We start from the raw sequence: 17139 nt of genomic DNA on the forward strand, positions 1-17139 counted from the left end.
AGCACGTGTCCCGCTCCGAATGGTTCGGAGCGGGACACGGATCGATGAACAACCGGTGAAGAATCGGTCAGCCGGCCGACGGCCCCGACGTGTCGGACGAAGCCGAAGCCGTCACGGAAGGCGACGACTGCTCGGCCGCGACGGTCTTCTTCGCCGCTGCCTTCTTCGTGGTCGTCTTCTTCGCGGTGGTCTTCTTCGCGACCGTCTTGGCGGCGGTCTTCTTGGTGGCCGCGGTGGCCGCCTTCTTGGCCGTGGCCTTCTTCGCGGTCTTGCGGGCGGCCGTCTTCCTGACCGGTGCCTCCGCCTCGGGAGCCGCGTCGTCCGCCGCCGGGGCGTCGGGCGTGTCGGAGTCGGTGGCCGGCTCGGTCGCGGGGGTGCCCGTGACCACGACGACCGCTGCCTCGTCCGCACCGGCCGGCGAGCCCGCCGGAGCGGTGGCCTTGCGGGTCGCCCGGCGCCGGGCCCGCGGCGGAGCGGCCGGAGCCGGCTCCTCCACCGGAGCTGCCGGAGCCGCCGGGGCCTCGGCCGCCGGAGCCTCCACGACCGGGTCCTCGACCGCGACGGGCTCCGCCGCGGGCCGGGCCGGCTGCACCGGGGGCGTCACGTCGGCCGCCTTGGGCGAGCCCGCCGGGGCGGTCGCCTTCCGGGTGGCCCGGCGGCGCGTACGTGCCGGGGGCGCGGCCTCGGCCTCGGGGGCCGGAGCGGCCTCCGGGGTCTCGACGGCCGCCTCGGTCCGCGGCTCCTCGGCCACGACCGGCTCCGCCTCGGCGACCGGGGCGGGCTCGGCCGCGCGCTCCGGAGCGGGTGCGGTGACCGGAGCCACCGCGGCGGCCTGCGGTGCGCCTGCCGGGGCCGTCGCCTTGCGGGTCGCGCGCCGGCGGCCACGGCCACGGGTCGCCGCGGCCTCGGCCTCGGCCGCGCTGCTGTACAGCTCCTCGTCCACGGCGAACTCCGGCTCGGGCAGCGCGACCGGGGCGGCGGCCTCGGCAGCCACCTCGGCCTCGCTCTCGGCCGGGTGCTCGGCGTGCTCGTGGTCCTCGACGTGCTGGTCGTGCTCGTGCTCCTGGCCCGAGCCGCCGCGTCCGCGCTTCTTGGAGCGCTTGCCGCCGCCACCACCGGTGGTCGTCGGCTGCTCCATGTGGACGATCACACCGCGCCCGTTGCAGTGGACACAGGTCTCGGAGAAGGACTCCAGCAGGCCCTGGCCCACCCGCTTGCGGGTCATCTGGACCAGGCCCAGCGAGGTGACCTCGGCGACCTGGTGCTTCGTACGGTCCCGGCCCAGGCACTCCAGCAGTCGCCGCAGCACCAGGTCCCGGTTGGACTCCAGCACCATGTCGATGAAGTCGACGACGACGATGCCACCGAGGTCGCGCAGCCGGAGCTGGCGCACGATCTCCTCGGCCGCCTCCAGGTTGTTCTTGGTGACGGTCTCCTCGAGGTTGCCGCCCTGGCCGGTGAACTTGCCGGTGTTGACGTCGACGACGACCATCGCCTCGGTCTTGTCGATCACCAGCGAGCCGCCGCTCGGCAGATAGACCTTCCGGTCCAGCGCCTTCATCAGCTGCTCGTCGATCCGGTACGTCGCGAAGACGTCGACCTCGGAGGTCCAGCGCGACAGCCGGTCGGTGAGGTCCGGTGCCACGTGCGAGACGTAGCCGTAGATCGTCTCCCAGGCGTCGTCACCGCTGACGATGACCTTCGAGAAGTCCTCGTTGAAGATGTCGCGGACGACCCTGACGGTCATGTCCGGCTCGCCGTAGAGCAGCGTCGGCGCGTTGGAGCTGCCGCTGTTCCTGGACTTCTTCTGGATCTCTTCCCACTGGCCCTGCAGCCGCTCGACGTCGCGGCGCAGCTCGTCCTCGCTCGCGCCCTCGGCGGCGGTGCGCACGATGACGCCCGCGTCCTCGGGGACGATCTTCTTGAGGATGGTCTTCAGCCGGGCGCGCTCGGTGTCGGGGAGCTTGCGGCTGATGCCGGTCATCGAGCCTTCGGGCACGTAGACCAGGTAGCGGCCGGGCAGCGAGACCTGGCTGGTCAGGCGGGCGCCCTTGTGGCCGATCGGGTCCTTCGTCACCTGGACGAGGACGGACTGGCCGGACTTCAGCGCGGTCTCGATACGGCGCGGCCCGTGGGCCATGCCGAGCGCCTCGAAGTTCACCTCACCGGCGTACAGGACGGCGTTGCGGCCCTTGCCGATGTCGACGAAGGCGGCCTCCATGGACGGCAGTACGTTCTGCACCTTGCCCAGGTAGACGTTGCCGACGTAGCTGGTGGCCTGCTCCTTGTTGACGTAGTGCTCGACGAGCACGTTGTCCTCGAGGACGCCGATCTGGGTGCGCTCGCCGCTCTGGCGGACGACCATGACCCGCTCGACGGCCTCGCGGCGCGCCAGGAACTCGGCCTCGGTGATGATCGGGACGCGGCGGCGGCCCTGCTCGCGGCCTTCGCGGCGGCGCTGCTTCTTGGCCTCCATGCGGGTCGAGCCCTTGATGGACTGGACCTCGTCGAAGCCGGTGCCGGGCTCACGCTCGGCCTCCTTGCGGCGCGGCTCGCGGACCTTGACGACCGTACGCTCCGGGTCGTCGGTGCCCGTGGCGGCTTCCTCGCCCGAGGCGTCCCCGCTGCGACGGCGGCGGCGACGGCGGCGACGGCTGCTGCTGGACCCGGAGGCGGCGGACTCGTGGTCGTCCTCGTCCTCGTCGTCCTGGTCCTGCTCGCCCTCGGAACGGTCCGCGGTGTCGTCGTGCTGCTCGGCGTCGTCCGCGTCGTTGGTCTCACCGCGGCGGCGGCGACGGCCGCCGCGACGGCGGCGGCGGGAGGAGGGACGGTCCCCGTACTCGTCCGTGTCGTCGCCCTCGTGCTCGGCGTCCGTCTCGGAGTCGGCCTCCGCCTCGTGCTCGTCCTCGACGGGCTGCTCGGCGGCGGGAAGGGTGACGGGCGTCGCGGCCGGCTCGGTCTCGACGGCCTCGCCACGACGGCGGCGGCGGCGGCGCGAACCGCCCTGCGGTGCCTCGGCGGCCTCGGGCTCGACGGCATCGGCCTCGGCGACGGGCCCGGGTTCGGCGGCCTGCCGGCTCACGGCCTTGCGCGGGGCGCGCTCGGGGGCCTTCGGCTCCTCGAACTCGTCGTTCTCCTCGTACTGCGATCCGGATCCGGCGGCGGCAGCGGCAGCGGCCGCGGTCTCCGGGGTCTGGAACATCGGCTCGGCGAAGACCGGCGCCTGGAAGACGGCCACGGCGGGGCGCGCGGCGCGGCGGCCCTTGCGGACCGGCTCCTCGACCTTGCCGGTGAACTCCGGGCGGCCCGCGGCGGCGGTGGCACGGCGGCGCTGGCGGCCGCGCGGCGCGGCCTCCTCGACCTCTTCGGTCTCCGCGGCCAGTTCCTCGGCGACGGCGACGGGGAGGCTCTCGCCGGTCTCGGCGGCCTCCTGCTCGGCGATCTCCTCGACGGGCTGCGGGGCACCGGCCGGGGCGGTCGCCTTGCGGGTGGCGCGACGACGTCCACGGGGCGCCTCGGCGGCGGGCACCTCCGCGGCCGGCTCGGCGGCGGTCGTGGTCTCGGCCACGGCCGGGGCTTCGACGGCCTGCGCGGCCTGCGGCGCACCGGCGGGAGCCGAGGCGCGGCGGCGGGCACGGCCGCGCGGAGCGGCGACGGGCTCGACGGCTTCCTCGGCCTCAGTGGTCTCGGCGGCCACAGGGGACTCCGCGACCTCAGGGGCTTCGGCGGGCTCGGCGGCAGCGGCGGGCTCGGCGGCCTCCACCGGCTGCGGGGCACCCGCCGGGGCGGTCGCCTTGCGGGTGGCGCGACGACGTCCACGGGGGGCCTCGGCGACGGGGGCCTCGACGACCTCTCCCGTGGCCGCGGGGCTCTCGGCGGGCACCGTCTCGGCAGCAGGTTCGGCGACTGCCTCGGCGGCCTGCGGCGCACCGGCCGGGGCCGTCGCCTTACGGACCGCACGACGACGCGCACGGACCGGCGGAGCGGCCTCTTCCGTAGCCGCCTCCCCCGTCGCGGTCTCATCCGTGGCCGCGGGGACCTCGGCGGGCGCCGCCACGGCGACCGGCTCGGGCACGGCCTCGGCGGCCTGCGGCGCACCGGCCGGAGCCGTCGCCTTACGGACCGCACGACGACGCGCACGGACCGGCGGGGCCGCCTCGACGGCCTCGGCAGGGGCCTGGGCGCTCTCGGCCTGTACGGCCGGCGCGGCCTCGGTGGCCTCGCCCGGCGCGCCGGTCGGCGGCCCTGCGGGGCGGGAGGCGGCGCGGCGCCTGCGGCGCGGCGGCAGCTTGTCGCCAGGGGTGTTGTCTTCGGTGTTTCCGGCGGTGCCGGACTCGATCTGCTCGGGCATGCGGGCGGTTCTCCCGTCGTGCTCCCGGGCGCCGCGTCTGATTCCGGTCCGGCTCGGTTCGCTCTATGTGGGCGATACCGCCGTCCGGGGCGCGGGCGCCGCACGGGAACTGATGTCTGGCTCGCCGGTTCCGTACGCGTTGACGTACGGCCTGGCGAAAGTCTTATGGGGCGGTGCGCGGCCCGACCCAGGTGGCTCCCGAGTCAGAGGGCTGCGCTACAACGACCGCCTTACGCGGAACCTGCACCTTCCGGCGCCGTCGCGACGGCGGGCCGGTCGGCCGTGGTAATCACAGCCGGGGCCGCGTCGCGGTCAGGCGCGAGCGGGTCGGTCACCGTGCCGGACTCCTCGTCGAAGAGCCCCTGCGCCAGCCTGGTCACCGCTGCGGGGACCGGCGGCGCCAGGTCGGCCACAGCTCGGAGACCGGACAGGACGTCGTCGGGTCGCACGGCAGGTGTCACGTGCCGAACAACCAGCCGCAGTATCGCACAGGGCCTGTCCCCGGACCTATCGGGCTGTGGATCAAGGGCCTGCAGGTCGACGACGGCGGCACGGCTGTCGAAGCTCCGCATGCCGTTCTTCGCGCGGCGCTGGACCTCGACGGTCTCGGCGCCCAGGAATGCGGTGACGGCCTTCTCGGCGTCCTCGACGGTGACACCGTCCAGCCGCATCTCCCAGACGGAGGCGGTCAGCCGGTCGGCGAGACCCGGGGTACGGGCCTCCACCGCGTCGATGATGTCGAGGCCGTCCGGCATCGACGCGTCGAGCAGCTCGCACAGTGTTGCCGGATCCCGCGCCTCGGTGAGGGCGATCTCCAGGAACTCGGCCTCGCTTCCCGTCCCCGTGGGGGCGGCGTTGGCGTACGACACCTTCGGGTGCGGGGTGAAGCCGGCCGAGTAGGCCATGGGCACTTCGGAGCGGCGCAGCGCCCGCTCGAAGGCTCGCTGGAAGTCACGGTGACTGGTGAACCGGAGGCGGCCCCGCTTGGTGTAGCGCAGTCGGATGCGCTGCACCGCCGGTGCGGGCGGCGGGCCTTCGGGCTGTCGCTTGCCCAGTGGTTCTTCTCCTCGGTGCGGGGCGGCCGCGGTGGCGTACCGTCCACGAAGTACAGGGTGCCCCGGGGTGCCGCTCCGGCTCACCCCCGACCGCCGGTTTTGTGGGCGAGCGGGGAGATCTCTGGTGCGGGCGCCGCGCTGGGGACAGTCGTTGTCCTACCCAGGGTACGCGCAGCGGACCCTTCGAGTTCCCGCGCCTCTTCGACCTGCGGCGGTCCCACCAGCGCGCGCCATGCGTCCCGGCGCGCCGTGCGCACGGCGGCGCGGGCCGCGCCCACCGCTCTCCGGGCCGCGCGCCCCGCCTCCAGGACGGCCCGTCCGGTGGGCACCCAGACCGTGTCGCGTACGAAGTGGCCGACGGGCGTGCACACGGCGTGGTAGGCCCAGGTGACCGGCGCGCCGACCAAATACCAGCCCCCGACCGGTGGCGGCGATCCCGCGCCCCAGCCCGAGGAGTGCCCACAGGAAGCCGTGGCCGGCCGGGGTGAGCGCGCGCCGGTACGTCCAGGCGACGGGCAGCACGACCAGGTAGGTGACGAGCAGGTCGAGGGCGGCCCCGGACGGCTTGAGGACGTGACGCCACAGTACGACGGCCGGCCACACCAGCAGGACGGTGAACAGCCCGACGACCGCGGCGGCACCGGCCCGGCCGATCGGGACGAGCACCCTGCGGTAGGCCCACCGCAGACCGTGTCCGGCCGGCGTGAGGACGGCGCCGTACAGCCACACGAGCGGGCCGACGAGGCCGTGGCGCACGACCGGGACGAGGACGTGACGCCACAGTGCGGTCCAGGGCCGCACGAGGACGGCGTGGGCGAGCAGGGCGAGGGCCCGCCCGGCCGGTGCGAACACGGTGTCGTACAGCCACTCCAGGGCGCGTCCCAGCGGACGCAGCAGGGCCCGGTCCAGGATCCGCAGCCCCGCGACGGTGAGGTCCCGGACCATCCGTACGGGCAGGACGAGGACGAGCACGACGATCCGCACCGGGATCCTGATGAGGGTGGTCAGGCAGCCCTCCCCGCCTTCGTACGGCTCGGGTGTCCGGCGTGTGTCCTGGTCCATGCCGTACGGGACGCGAAGGCCCGGCCGGGGGTTTCCCCGGCCGGGCCTTCGTCACCGGGCTGTCACCCGGACGGTCCCTCGTCGCTACTTGACCACGGTGAGCGGCAGGAGCTTCTTGCCGGTCGGGCCGATCTGGATGTCCAGGTCGAGCTGCGGGCACACGCCGCAGTCGAAGCAGGGGGTCCAGCGGCAGTCCTCGACCTCGGTCTCGTCGAGCGAGTCCTGCCAGTCGTCCCAGAGCCAGTCCTTGTCGAGGCCGGAGTCCAGGTGGTCCCAGGGCAGGACCTCCTCGTACGTCCGCTCGCGGGTGGTGTACCAGTCGACGTCCACGCCGAACTCCGGCAGCGTCTTCTCGGCGCTCTTCATCCAGAGGTCGTAGCTGAAGTGCTCGCGCCAGCCGTCGAAGCGGCCGCCCGCCTCGTACACCGCGCGGATGACGGAGCCGACCCGGCGGTCACCGCGCGAGAGCAGGCCCTCGACGATGCCGGGCTTGCCGTCGTGGTAGCGGAAGCCGATGGACCGGCCGTACTTCTTGTCGCCGCGGATCTTGTCGCGGAGCTTGGCGAGCCGGGCGTCGGTCTCCTCGACGCCGAGCTGCGGGGCCCACTGGAACGGGGTGTGCGGCTTGGGCACGAAGCCGCCGATGGAGACGGTGCAGCGGATGTCGTTCTGGCCGGACACCTCGCGGCCCTTGGCGATGACGTTGACCGCCATGTCGCCGATCTGGAGGACGTCCTCGTCGGTCTCGGTGGGCAGGCCGCACATGAAGTACAGCTTCACCTGGCGCCAGCCGTTGCCGTACGCGGTGGCGACCGTACGGATCAGGTCCTCCTCCGAGACCATCTTGTTGATGACCTTGCGCATGCGCTCGGAGCCGCCCTCGGGGGCGAAGGTGAGGCCGGACCTGCGGCCGTTGCGGGTCAGCTCGTTGGCCAGGTCGACGTTGAACGCGTCGACGCGGGTGGAGGGCAGCGAGAGGCCGATCTTGTCCTCGGTGTACCGGTCGGCGAGGCCCTTGGCGATCTCACCGATCTCGGTGTGGTCCGCGGAGGAGAGCGAGAGGAGGCCGACCTCCTCGAAGCCGGTGGCCTTGAGGCCCTTCTCGACCATCTCGCCGATGCCGGTGATGCTTCGCTCCCGCACGGGGCGCGTGATCATGCCGGCCTGGCAGAAACGGCAGCCGCGGGTGCAGCCGCGGAAGATCTCGACGGACATCCGCTCGTGGACGGTCTCGGCGAGGGGCACGAGGGGCTGCTTCGGGTACGGCCATTCGTCGAGGTCCATGACGGTGTGCTTGGACACCCGCCACGGCACACCGGACTTCTTGGGCACGACGCGGCCGATGCGGCCGTCGGGCAGGTACTCGACGTCGTAGAAGCCGGGGACGTAGACGCCCCCGGTCTTCGCGAGGCGGAAGAGCACCTCCTCGCGGCCACCGGGCCGGCCCTCGGCCTTCCAGGCGCGGACGATCTCGGTGATCTCCAGGACGGCCTGCTCGCCGTCGCCGATGACCGCGCAGTCGATGAAGTCCGCGATCGGCTCGGGGTTGAAGGCGGCGTGGCCTCCCGCGAGCACGATCGGGTGATCGACGGTGCGGTCCTTGGACTCCAGCGGGATGCCCGCGAGGTCCAGGGCGGTGAGCATGTTGGTGTAGCCCAGCTCGGTGGAGAAGCTCAGCCCGAACACGTCGAACGCGCCGACGGGTCGGTGGCTGTCCACGGTGAACTGCGGCACCTCGTGCTCGCGCATCAGCTCTTCGAGGTCCGGCCAGACGCTGTACGTGCGCTCGGCGAGGACGCCTTCGCGCTCGTTGAGCACCTCGTACAGGATCATGACGCCCTGGTTGGGAAGTCCGACCTCGTAGGCGTCCGGGTACATGAGTGCCCAGCGGACGTCGCATTCGTCCCACGGCTTGACGGTGGAGTTGAGCTCACCGCCGACGTACTGGATGGGCTTCTGCACATGCGGGAGCAGAGCTTCGAGCTGTGGGAAGACCGACTCGGCAGACATCTGGGGACCTATCTGAGCTGGCAGGGGTGACCATCCAGGTTACCCCGGTGCTCAGCCCTTCAGAGCCGCGCGCAGCGCGGGGTCCGACGCCTCGGCCCACACCTCGGGCAGTTCGCGTTCCCTGTCGGCCGCCGCGGCCTCCTCCTGCCCGTACAGGAGTCCCCAGGTGAAGGCGGACTCCCCCGCCCCGTGGGCCTGGACCGCAAGGGCGCGCAGGGCGTCGCGGGTGACCACGCTGTCCTGGTGGTCACCGAGGACCTTCTGCACCGCCTTGATCCTCTTGGCGAACCTCTTGGCGGGCTTGCCCAGCGCGGGCCCTGCGGCCTCTCCCGCGTACCGGACGCGCTTCGCGGCCTTGCGGGCCTCGTGCATGGCGAGGTCCCGGTCGTGGCCCGGACGCTGCTCCAGTGCGTGGCCGACGCGGGTGGCGAGGCGTTCGTAGTCCTTGAGCACGGCGCGGGGCAGGGCGTTCTCCGGATCCCTGGCGGCGTCGGGCCCGAGGGGCGGGTCGGCCAGGAGGGCGTCGAGGGAGTCCAGGAGTGCCAGGTAGCGGTCCGTGTCGAGCGCGGAGAGGACCCGACGCCGTGCCTCGGCCCTCCCGGACACGGAGGTGAGCGTCAGCCGGGCGCTCACAGGGCCGAGGACCAGGGTGTCCGGCAGCCCGGCAACGTCGGAGCGGAGCCGCGTCTCGAGGACTTCCTGGTCCCGGCCGACCCCGAGCTCACCCGCGAGCCACTTCAGCTCGCCGCGGAGCGGGTCGGTGGCGGCACGGTCGAGGATCCTGCGGTACGTCCTGAACGCGCTGCGGAGCCGACGGGTGGCGACCCGCATGCGGTGCACGGAGTCGGGCAGGTCCCGGCGTACGGCGGGGTCGAGCTCGATGACGGCGGCGACCTGGCGGCGTACGTAGGCGAGTACGTGGTCGCCCGCGTCCTGCGGGGACAGCCTCTTCCTCACCCGCCGCGGCTTCTCCGGTTCCGTCTCGGCCAGCGCCCTGGCCAGCTTGGAGGGTGCCGCCGAGGGCCGTACACCTGCCTTGCGCAGTCGGCGCTCGACGGCGTCGAGGACGGCCGGGTCGCCGTCGTCGGCCAGCTCGACCTCCAGCTCGGCCCAGGCCGAGGTGGTGCCGTGGCCCTCTTCGGTGAGCCGCTCGGCGAGAACCTCGTCGATGCTCAGCTCGGCGAGCAGGGTGCCGTTCTCGTCGAGGAGATGGTGGATGTCACGTGCGGAGAGGATGCGGATGACGGGGGTCACCGGCGTGTTCCGCACACGGGAACGGAGGAGTCCCGCGAGGTCGGGCGGCAGTGCGTCGGCGAGCGGGGCCCGGATCTCGTCGCGGATGCCGGCGGAGACGGGGATCTTCAGGTGCCACCCGGCGTCGCCACCGCCGGTACGACGGCGCAGCGTGAGGGAGTCGGCGGCCAGCCGGAAGTCCTCGGTGTCGTAGTAGACGGCGTCGAGTTCCGTCAGGCCACGGTGCACGACGGACGAGACACCGGCCGCACGGGTCAGGTCCGGCAACCGGGTTTCGGGAGTCGCTTCGTACTTTCGCTCGACCTCACGCTTCGCGTCCGCCATAGGACGAATGTATCCGCGATCGGCACGATCATGCCGGGTCGGACGAATCGCTCAGGCTGTTATCGGTCTCTGCACCCGGATCGACTGGAGCAGTCCGACGGCCACCCACACGGCGAACATCGACGATCCTCCGTACGACACGAACGGCAGCGGAAGGCCCGCCACCGGCATGATGCCGAGTGTCATCCCGATGTTCTCGAAGGACTGGAACGCGAACCAGGCGATGATCCCGGCGGCCACGACCGTCCCGTAGAGCTCCGTCGTCTCGCGGGCGATCCGGCAGGCGCGCCACAGGACGACGCCGAGCAGGACGATGATGAGCCCCGCGCCGAGGAAGCCGAGCTCCTCGCCCGCGACCGTGAAGACGAAGTCGGTCTGCTGTTCGGGCACGAACTGCCCGGTGGTCTGGGAACCCTCGAAGAGTCCCGTCCCGGTGAGTCCGCCGGAGCCGATCGCGATACGGGCCTGGTTGGTGTTGTAGCCGACGCCCGCCGGGTCCAGCGCCGGGTTGGCGAAGGCGGCGAAGCGGGCGATCTGGTAGTCGTCGAGCAGACCGAGCTGCCAGATCGCGACGGCGCCCGTCGTGCCCGCGCCGAGCAGTCCGAAGACCCAGCGGTTGGACGCGCCGGACGCGAGGAGGACGCCGAGCACGATGACCACCATGACCATGACCGAGCCGAGGTCGGGCATCAGCATGACGACCGCCATCGGGATGACCGCCAGGCCGAGTGCCTTGGCGACGGTCCGGTGGTCCGGGTGCAGCTGGTCTCCGGCGTCGACGCGGGCCGCGAGCAGCATCGCCATGCCCAGGATGATCGTGATCTTGGTGAACTCGGAGGGCTGGAGGGAGAAGCCGGCACCGAGCTTGATCCAGGCGTGCGCCCCGTTGACGGTGGCGCCGAGCGGGGTGAGCACCGCGAGGACGAGCAGGACCGAGAGGCCGTACAGGACCGGGACGGCTCCGCGCAGGGTGCGGTGCCCGAGCCAGATGGTGCCGATCATCAGAGCGAGGCCGATGCCGGTGTTGAGGGCGTGCCGGAACAGGAAGTAGTACGGGTCGCCCTGGGTGAGCGAGTCACGGCCGCGGGTCGCCGACCAGACCAGGAGCGAGCCGATGAAGGACAGCGCGAGTGCCGAGCCGAGCAGCGGCCAGTCCAGCCGCCGGACGACGGAGTCGCGGGCGGTGAGCTTGGCCCACGAGGAGCGCTCGGGGGCGTAGCGCGAGACGGAGAAGCCTGCCATCAGTCCCGCCTCCCCGGGGCTCCGGCGAGACCGGCCGCGAGTGCCTGGGTGCCGTCCTGGGCCGGGGGCTCGGGGGTGTACGGCTTGATCTTCGGGGACACGATGGAGCCGTCCCGCTGGATCTTCGGCAGGTTCTTCTGGGGCTTGGGCAGCAGGGCCTTCGACAGGTCCTGCTTGCCGGCGGCGTCGAGCCCGTAGAGCGCGTTGTAGATGTTGCGCACGGCGGGGCCGGACGCGCCGGAGCCCGTACCGCCCTGGGAGATCGTCATGACGATCGAGTAGTCCTCGGTGTACGTGGCGAACCACGAGGTCGTCTGCTTGCCGTAGACCTCGGCCGTGCCCGTCTTGGCGTGCATCGGGATCTTGTCCTGGGGCCATCCGCCGAATCGCCAGGCGGCGCTGCCCCGGGTCGCGACTCCCGCGAGGGCTTCGTCTATCTTGTCGCGGGTGTCTCCCTCGAAGGGCAGCTTGCCGTGCGCCTGGGGCTTGATCTCCTGGACGGTCTTACCGTCGCCGCTGACGATGGCCTTGCCGACGGTCGGGTCGTAGAGCGTGCCGCCGTTGGAGATCGCGGAGTAGATGGTCGCCATCTGGATCGGGGTGACGAGCGTGTCGCCCTGGCCGATCGAGTAGTTGACGGAGTCACCGGCGCGCATCTTGTAGCCCTCGAGGCAGCCTTCGTACGCGATCATCTCGACGTAGGTGCCGTCCTTCTTGCCCTGCTTGCACCACGCCGTCTTGTTGGCGTCGTAGAAGTCCTGCTTCCACTGGCGGTCGGGGACGCGGCCGGGGACCTCGTTGGGGAGGTCGATGCCGGTCTCCTTGCCGAGGCCGAACTGGTGGGCGGTCTTGTAGAACCAGTCGTTGGCGTTCTTCTTCGGGACGTTGCCGCCGTCCCGCTGCCACTCCTTGTGCGCCAGGCCGTAGTAGACGGTGTCGCAGGAGACCTCCAGGGCGCGGCCGAGGCTGATGCTGCCGTAGCCCTGGGACTCGAAGTTCTTGAAGGTCTGGCCGCCGATGGAGTACGAGCTGGGGCACGGGTAGTTGCCGTCGAAGTCGTATCCGGCGTTGACCGCCGCGGTCGAGGAGATGACCTTGAAGATGGACCCGGGGGCGGCGGTGCCCTGGATGGCGCGGTTCAGCAGCGGGAAGTTGGACTTCTTGCCGGTGAGCTTCGCGTAGTCCTTGGCGGAGATCCCGCCGATCCAGGCGTTGGGGTCGTACGTCGGCAGGGACGCCATCGAGACGATGCGGCCGGTCTTGGTCTCCATGACGACGACGGCGCCGGAGTCGGCCTTGTACAGCTCGTTGGTGTTGCGGTCCATCTCCTTGCGGGCCGTCTCCATCGCCTTGTTGAGCTCGTACTCGGCGACGGCCTGGACGCGGGCGTCGATGGAGGTGACGACACTGGCGCCGGGCTCGGCCTCGTCGTTCTTCGCCTCGCCGATGACGCGGCCGAGGTTGTCGACCTCGTAGCGGGTGACGCCCGCCTTCCCGCGCAGTTCCTTGTCGTACGTGCGTTCCAGTCCGGAGCGGCCGACCTGGTCGGAGCGCAGGTAGGGCGACTCGGTGTCCTGGGCCTTGGTGACCTCTTCGTCGGTGACCGGCGAGAGGTAGCCGAGCACCTGCGCGGTGTTGGCCTTGCCGGGCGCGGCGTAGCGGCGTACGGCGGTGGGCTCGGCGGTGATGCCGGGGAAGTCCTCGGCGCGCTCGCGGATCTGCAGGGCCTGCTGGGTGGTGGCCTCGTCGGTGACGGGGATCGGCTGGTAGGGCGAGCCGTTCCAGCAGGGCTGCGGGGTCTTGGAGTCGCAGAGCCGGACCTTGTCCAGGACGTCCTTGGGCTTCATGTCCAGGACGCCGGCGAGCCGGGTGAGGACACCGACGCCGTCGTCCTTCATCTTCATCAGCTCGGTGCGGCTGGCGGAGACGACGAGCCGGGTCTCGTTGTCGGCGAGGGGTACGCCGCGCGCGTCGAGGATGGCTCCCCGGACGGCGGGCTGCACGACCTGCTGGACGTGGTTGTTCTTGGCCTCGTCGGTGTACTCCTGGCCGTTGCGGATCTGGAGGTACCAGAGCCGGCCGCCGAGCGTCAGGAGGAGGGAGAAGACGAGGACCTGGATGACGACGAGACGGATCTGGACCCGCTGGGTGCGGCCCGTCTCGGGAATGTTGCTCACGGGGCGCCCCCGGCGGTGTTCCGGTGCTGGTCCAGCCTCACAGTCGCTTGACCCCCTTGATCCTTCCTGCGCGCGCGGCACGGTTGCGGGCGGCCTTGACGCGCAGCCCGCCTCGCTGGCTGCCGATCCGCAGCCCGGTTCCCGAGGCCAGCCAGCCCGCGGCGACGTCGCCGCCGGAGCTCTCGGCGATCGGATCGTTCTCGGTACGTCTGGCGAGCGCCATGATCAGCGGGACGGTGAACGGCGCGAGGAGCAGGTCGTAGACGACCGCGGTGAACAGCAGGCTGCCCAGACCCACATGGCGGGCGGCCGTGTCGCCGACGAGGGCGCCGACGCCCGCGTACAGCAGGGTCGATCCGATCGCCGCGGCGACGACGACCGACATCGGGGCGAAGGCCGACTTGAGCCGGCCGTTCTCGGGCCTGGCCAGTCCGGCGAGGTAGCCGATGAGGCAGAGCACCAGGGCGTAGCGCCCGGCGGCGTGGTCGGCGGGCGGTGCCAGGTCGGCGAGGAGGCCCGCGCCGAAGCCGATGAGCGCACCGCTGACGGGCCCGTACACGAAGGCGAGTCCGAGGACGACCAGGAGCAGCAGGTCGGGCGTGGCGCCGGGGAGCTGCAGGCGGGCGAGTACGGAGACCTGGACGACGAGGGCGACCACGACCAGGGCGACGGCGAGCAGCGTCCGGTTGAAGCGCATGGGGATCAGCTCTATTCCTGCTCGTTCGCCGCGTCACCGGCGGCGGTGTTTCCGGAAGAGTCCGCGTCGGCGTTCCCGGAGGCGTCCGATCCGGGCTTCTCGTTGATGTTGCCGACGACCTTGCCGCTGCCGTCTACGAGGTCGCCGTTGGGCTGGACGGTGACGGTGACGGTCGGGGTGGGCTTGGGCTTCTCCGGCTTCTCGGGCTGCTTCGGCAGCACCATGTCGCGGGGGTCCTCACGGGGCGCCTGGACGACGATGCCGACGATGTCGAGCTTGGTGAAGCCGACGAACGGGCGGACGTAGACCGTCCGGGTCAGGTCACCGCCGGACGGGTCGACCCGGACCACCTCGCCGACCGGGACGCCGGGGACGAAGGGCTTGTCCCGGCTGGAGCCGAAGGTGACGAGCCGGTCGCCCTTCTTCACGTCGGCCTTGCCGTTGAGGAACTGGACCGACAGCGGCCGGGAGCCCTGCCCGGTGGCGAAGCCGAGCTCGTCGGTCTTCTCCATGCGGGTGCCGACGGTGAAGTCGGGGTCGTTGGCGAGCAGGACGGTCGCGGTGTCGGGGCCGACGGTGGTCACCCGCCCGACGAGTCCCTCCCCGTTCAGTACGGTCATGTCGCGCTTGAGGCCGTCGTTCGCCCCCGCGTCGATCGTGATCGTCCAGGAGAACCCCTGGGCCGCTCCTATGGCGATGACCTCGGCGGCCTTGATGCCGTACTGGCCGGCTCCGGCGCTCTTGAGCATGGTGTCGAGCTGACGGACCTTGCTGCTGTTGCGGTCGTCGCTGCCGAGCCTGGTCTTGAGCTCGGCGTTCTCGTGTTCCAGGGCTGCGATCCGGTCGTGCCGTTCGTCGGAGTCCCGGACGGCGCCGATGGCGTTGCCCACCGGGTCCACCGCCGCTGCTACGCCGTTCTCGACCGGTCCGAAGACCGTGGCGGCGGCCTGCCGGGCGCCGTCCACCGGCGACTCCTCGCCACCGCGGATGTCCACCGTGATCAAAGCGAACGCGATGGCGATCAGCAGCACCAGGAGCAGCCGGCTCTCTCGTGTGTCCCTCACGTGCGGCGGCCGTGCCTTCCTCGTCGGAATATTCGTGCCTGTATGTCAACGTTCCGCCGCACGGGGCGGCAGTGCCCGTACGGCGGAACGTCGGGTCCTACCGTCGGGGCTGGGCGTCCAGCACCTGCTGGAGCGCCTCGAACTCCTCGACGCACTTGCCGGATCCGAGGGCCACCGAGTCCAGCGGGTCCTCGGCGATGTGGATGGGCATGCCCGTCTCGTGTCGCAGCCGCTCGTCGAGTCCGCGCAGGAGCGCGCCGCCGCCCGTGAGGACGATGCCGCGGTCCATGATGTCGCCCGAGAGCTCCGGCGGGCACTTGTCGAGCGTCGTCTTCACGGCGTCGACGATCGCGTTGACCGGTTCCTCGATGGCCTTGCGGACCTCGGCGGCGGAGATGACCACGGTCTTGGGCAGGCCGGAGACCAGGTCGCGTCCGCGGATCTCGGTGTGTTCGTCCTTCTTGAGGTCGAAGGCCGAGCCGATCGTGATCTTGATCTGTTCGGCGGTGCGCTCACCGAGGAGGAGTGAGTACTCCTTCTTGATGTGCTGGATGATCGCGTTGTCCAGCTCGTCACCGGCGACCCGGATCGACTGGGCGGTGACGATTCCGCCGAGCGAGATCACGGCGACCTCGGTGGTGCCGCCACCGATGTCGACGACCATGTTGCCGGTGGCCTCGTGGACCGGCAGGCCCGAGCCGATGGCCGCGGCCATGGGCTCCTCGATGATGTGCACCTGGCGCGCGCCGGCCTGCGTCGACGCCTCGATGACGGCGCGTCGCTCGACCCCTGTGATGCCGGAGGGCACGCAGACGACGACCCGCGGGCGGGCCAGGTAGCGACGCTTGTGGATCTTGAGGATGAAGTAGCGGAGCATGCGCTCCGTGATCTCGAAGTCGGCGATCACGCCGTCCTTGAGCGGCCGCACGGCAACGATGTTGCCCGGCGTACGGCCGATCATCTTCTTGGCCTCGGAGCCGACCGCCAGGATGCCGCCGGTGTTGGTGTTGATGGCCACGACGGACGGCTCGTTCAGGACGATGCCGCGCCCCCTGACGTACACCAGCGTGTTGGCAGTCCCGAGGTCGATAGCCATGTCACGGCCGATGAACGACATTGAGTTCCCCTTGTTCCCCATGAGGATGCGTCGGGCCTTCCCAGGAAGCGAAGAATGGCTTGTTCTAGGTAGGCGAGGTTGGCGCTGCGGGCGTGGAAGCTTCCATCGTAGTGCCGTATGCACGGACACAGCGCGAGGGTCCTTCGCCATTGTGAGCGGAACGGCTGCCCGTTTCACCCATGGTGACGTTACGTCGGAGGGATGCGTTCCCGCGATCCCTGACCCTATGCCGAAGGGCGACCGAATTACTTCGGTCGCCCCAGGTCATGAGCGCTGATTGGCCGAGCCGAAGTCAGGAAAGTCCGGGAAAGAACAGCTTGAGTTCTCGCTCCGCGGACTCCTCGGAGTCCGAGGCGTGGATGAGGTTCTCGCGGGTGACCGTACCGAAGTCGCCACGGATCGAGCCGGGCGCGGCGGCGATCGGGTCGGTGGGGCCGGCGAGGGCGCGGACGCCCTCGATGACCCGCTCGCCCTCGGCCACGAGGGCGACGACGGGGCCGGATGCCATGAACTCCACGAGCGGCTCGTAGAACGGGCGGCCCTTGTGCTCGCCGTAGTGCTGCTCCAGGGTCTCCTGGTCGAGCGTGCGCAGCTCCAGCGCGGTGATCGTCCAGCCGGCCTTGCGCTCGATGCGGCCGACGATCTCGCCGATCAGCCCACGCCTGACGGCGTCCGGCTTGAGAAGGACGAGGGTGCGCTGAGTCATGTGCGGCTCCTTGCAGACTTCGGGTGCGGTGAGGGTGAGATTACAGGGACAGGCGTACGGCTCATCGGCCGGGTTTACGC

The 17139-nt window shown here is 71.3% G+C and carries 11 protein-coding genes; all 11 read right to left on the reverse strand.

Annotated elements, in window-relative coordinates; translation table 11 throughout:
• Positions 1–67: 67 nt before the first annotated feature.
• The 11 genes from ACFWVP_RS01855 to ndk all read right to left on the reverse strand — a co-directional run bounded on the left by ACFWVP_RS01855 (position 68) and on the right by ndk (position 17059).
• Positions 68–4351: an Rne/Rng family ribonuclease gene (locus ACFWVP_RS01855; RefSeq protein ID WP_384492959.1), complete on the reverse strand. Its 4284-nt coding sequence runs from the start codon at positions 4349–4351 to the stop codon at positions 68–70.
• A 230-nt stretch (positions 4352–4581) separates the two neighbouring features.
• Positions 4582–5364 carry a TIGR03936 family radical SAM-associated protein gene (locus ACFWVP_RS01860; RefSeq protein WP_384492960.1) on the reverse strand — a complete coding sequence of 261 codons (783 nt, stop codon included), beginning with the start codon at positions 5362–5364 and terminating at the stop codon, positions 4582–4584.
• 198 nt (positions 5365–5562) lie between these two features.
• Complete coding sequence (locus ACFWVP_RS01865; protein ID WP_384492961.1) at positions 5563–6468, reverse strand: hypothetical protein; 906 nt, start codon at positions 6466–6468, stop codon at positions 5563–5565.
• An 84-nt stretch (positions 6469–6552) separates the two neighbouring features.
• Complete coding sequence (locus ACFWVP_RS01870) at positions 6553–8478, reverse strand: TIGR03960 family B12-binding radical SAM protein (RefSeq protein ID WP_384492962.1); 1926 nt, start codon at positions 8476–8478, stop codon at positions 6553–6555.
• A gap of 51 nt (positions 8479–8529) precedes the next feature.
• On the reverse strand, positions 8530–10056 hold the full coding sequence (locus ACFWVP_RS01875) for a CHAD domain-containing protein (protein WP_384492963.1): 1527 nt from the start codon (positions 10054–10056) through the stop codon (positions 8530–8532).
• 51 nt (positions 10057–10107) lie between these two features.
• Positions 10108–11298, reverse strand: a complete 1191-nt coding sequence (rodA, locus tag ACFWVP_RS01880; RefSeq protein WP_384492964.1) for a rod shape-determining protein RodA — start codon at positions 11296–11298, stop codon at positions 10108–10110.
• Positions 11298–13475 (reverse strand): penicillin-binding protein 2, encoded by a 2178-nt coding sequence (gene mrdA / locus ACFWVP_RS01885; protein ID WP_384492965.1) that lies wholly within the window; start codon positions 13473–13475, stop codon positions 11298–11300. Before mrdA ends, rodA begins: the two co-directional genes overlap by 1 nt.
• A gap of 37 nt (positions 13476–13512) precedes the next feature.
• Positions 13513–14172 carry a rod shape-determining protein MreD gene (mreD, locus tag ACFWVP_RS01890; RefSeq protein WP_384492966.1) on the reverse strand — a complete coding sequence of 220 codons (660 nt, stop codon included), beginning with the start codon at positions 14170–14172 and terminating at the stop codon, positions 13513–13515.
• 11 nt (positions 14173–14183) lie between these two features.
• A complete protein-coding gene (gene mreC, locus ACFWVP_RS01895) occupies positions 14184–15236 on the reverse strand; it encodes a rod shape-determining protein MreC (RefSeq protein WP_384492967.1) in 1053 nt (350 codons plus the stop codon).
• 97 nt (positions 15237–15333) lie between these two features.
• Positions 15334–16353 carry a rod shape-determining protein gene (locus ACFWVP_RS01900; protein ID WP_384492968.1) on the reverse strand — a complete coding sequence of 340 codons (1020 nt, stop codon included), beginning with the start codon at positions 16351–16353 and terminating at the stop codon, positions 15334–15336.
• Positions 16354–16645: 292 nt separating this feature from the next.
• On the reverse strand, positions 16646–17059 hold the full coding sequence (gene ndk / locus ACFWVP_RS01905) for a nucleoside-diphosphate kinase (protein ID WP_033299402.1): 414 nt from the start codon (positions 17057–17059) through the stop codon (positions 16646–16648).
• Between the last annotated feature and the right edge of the window lie 80 nt (positions 17060–17139).

The sequence above is a fragment of the Streptomyces sp. NPDC058637 genome (assembly GCF_042717325.1).
In the GTDB taxonomy this organism is placed as follows: domain Bacteria; phylum Actinomycetota; class Actinomycetes; order Streptomycetales; family Streptomycetaceae; genus Streptomyces.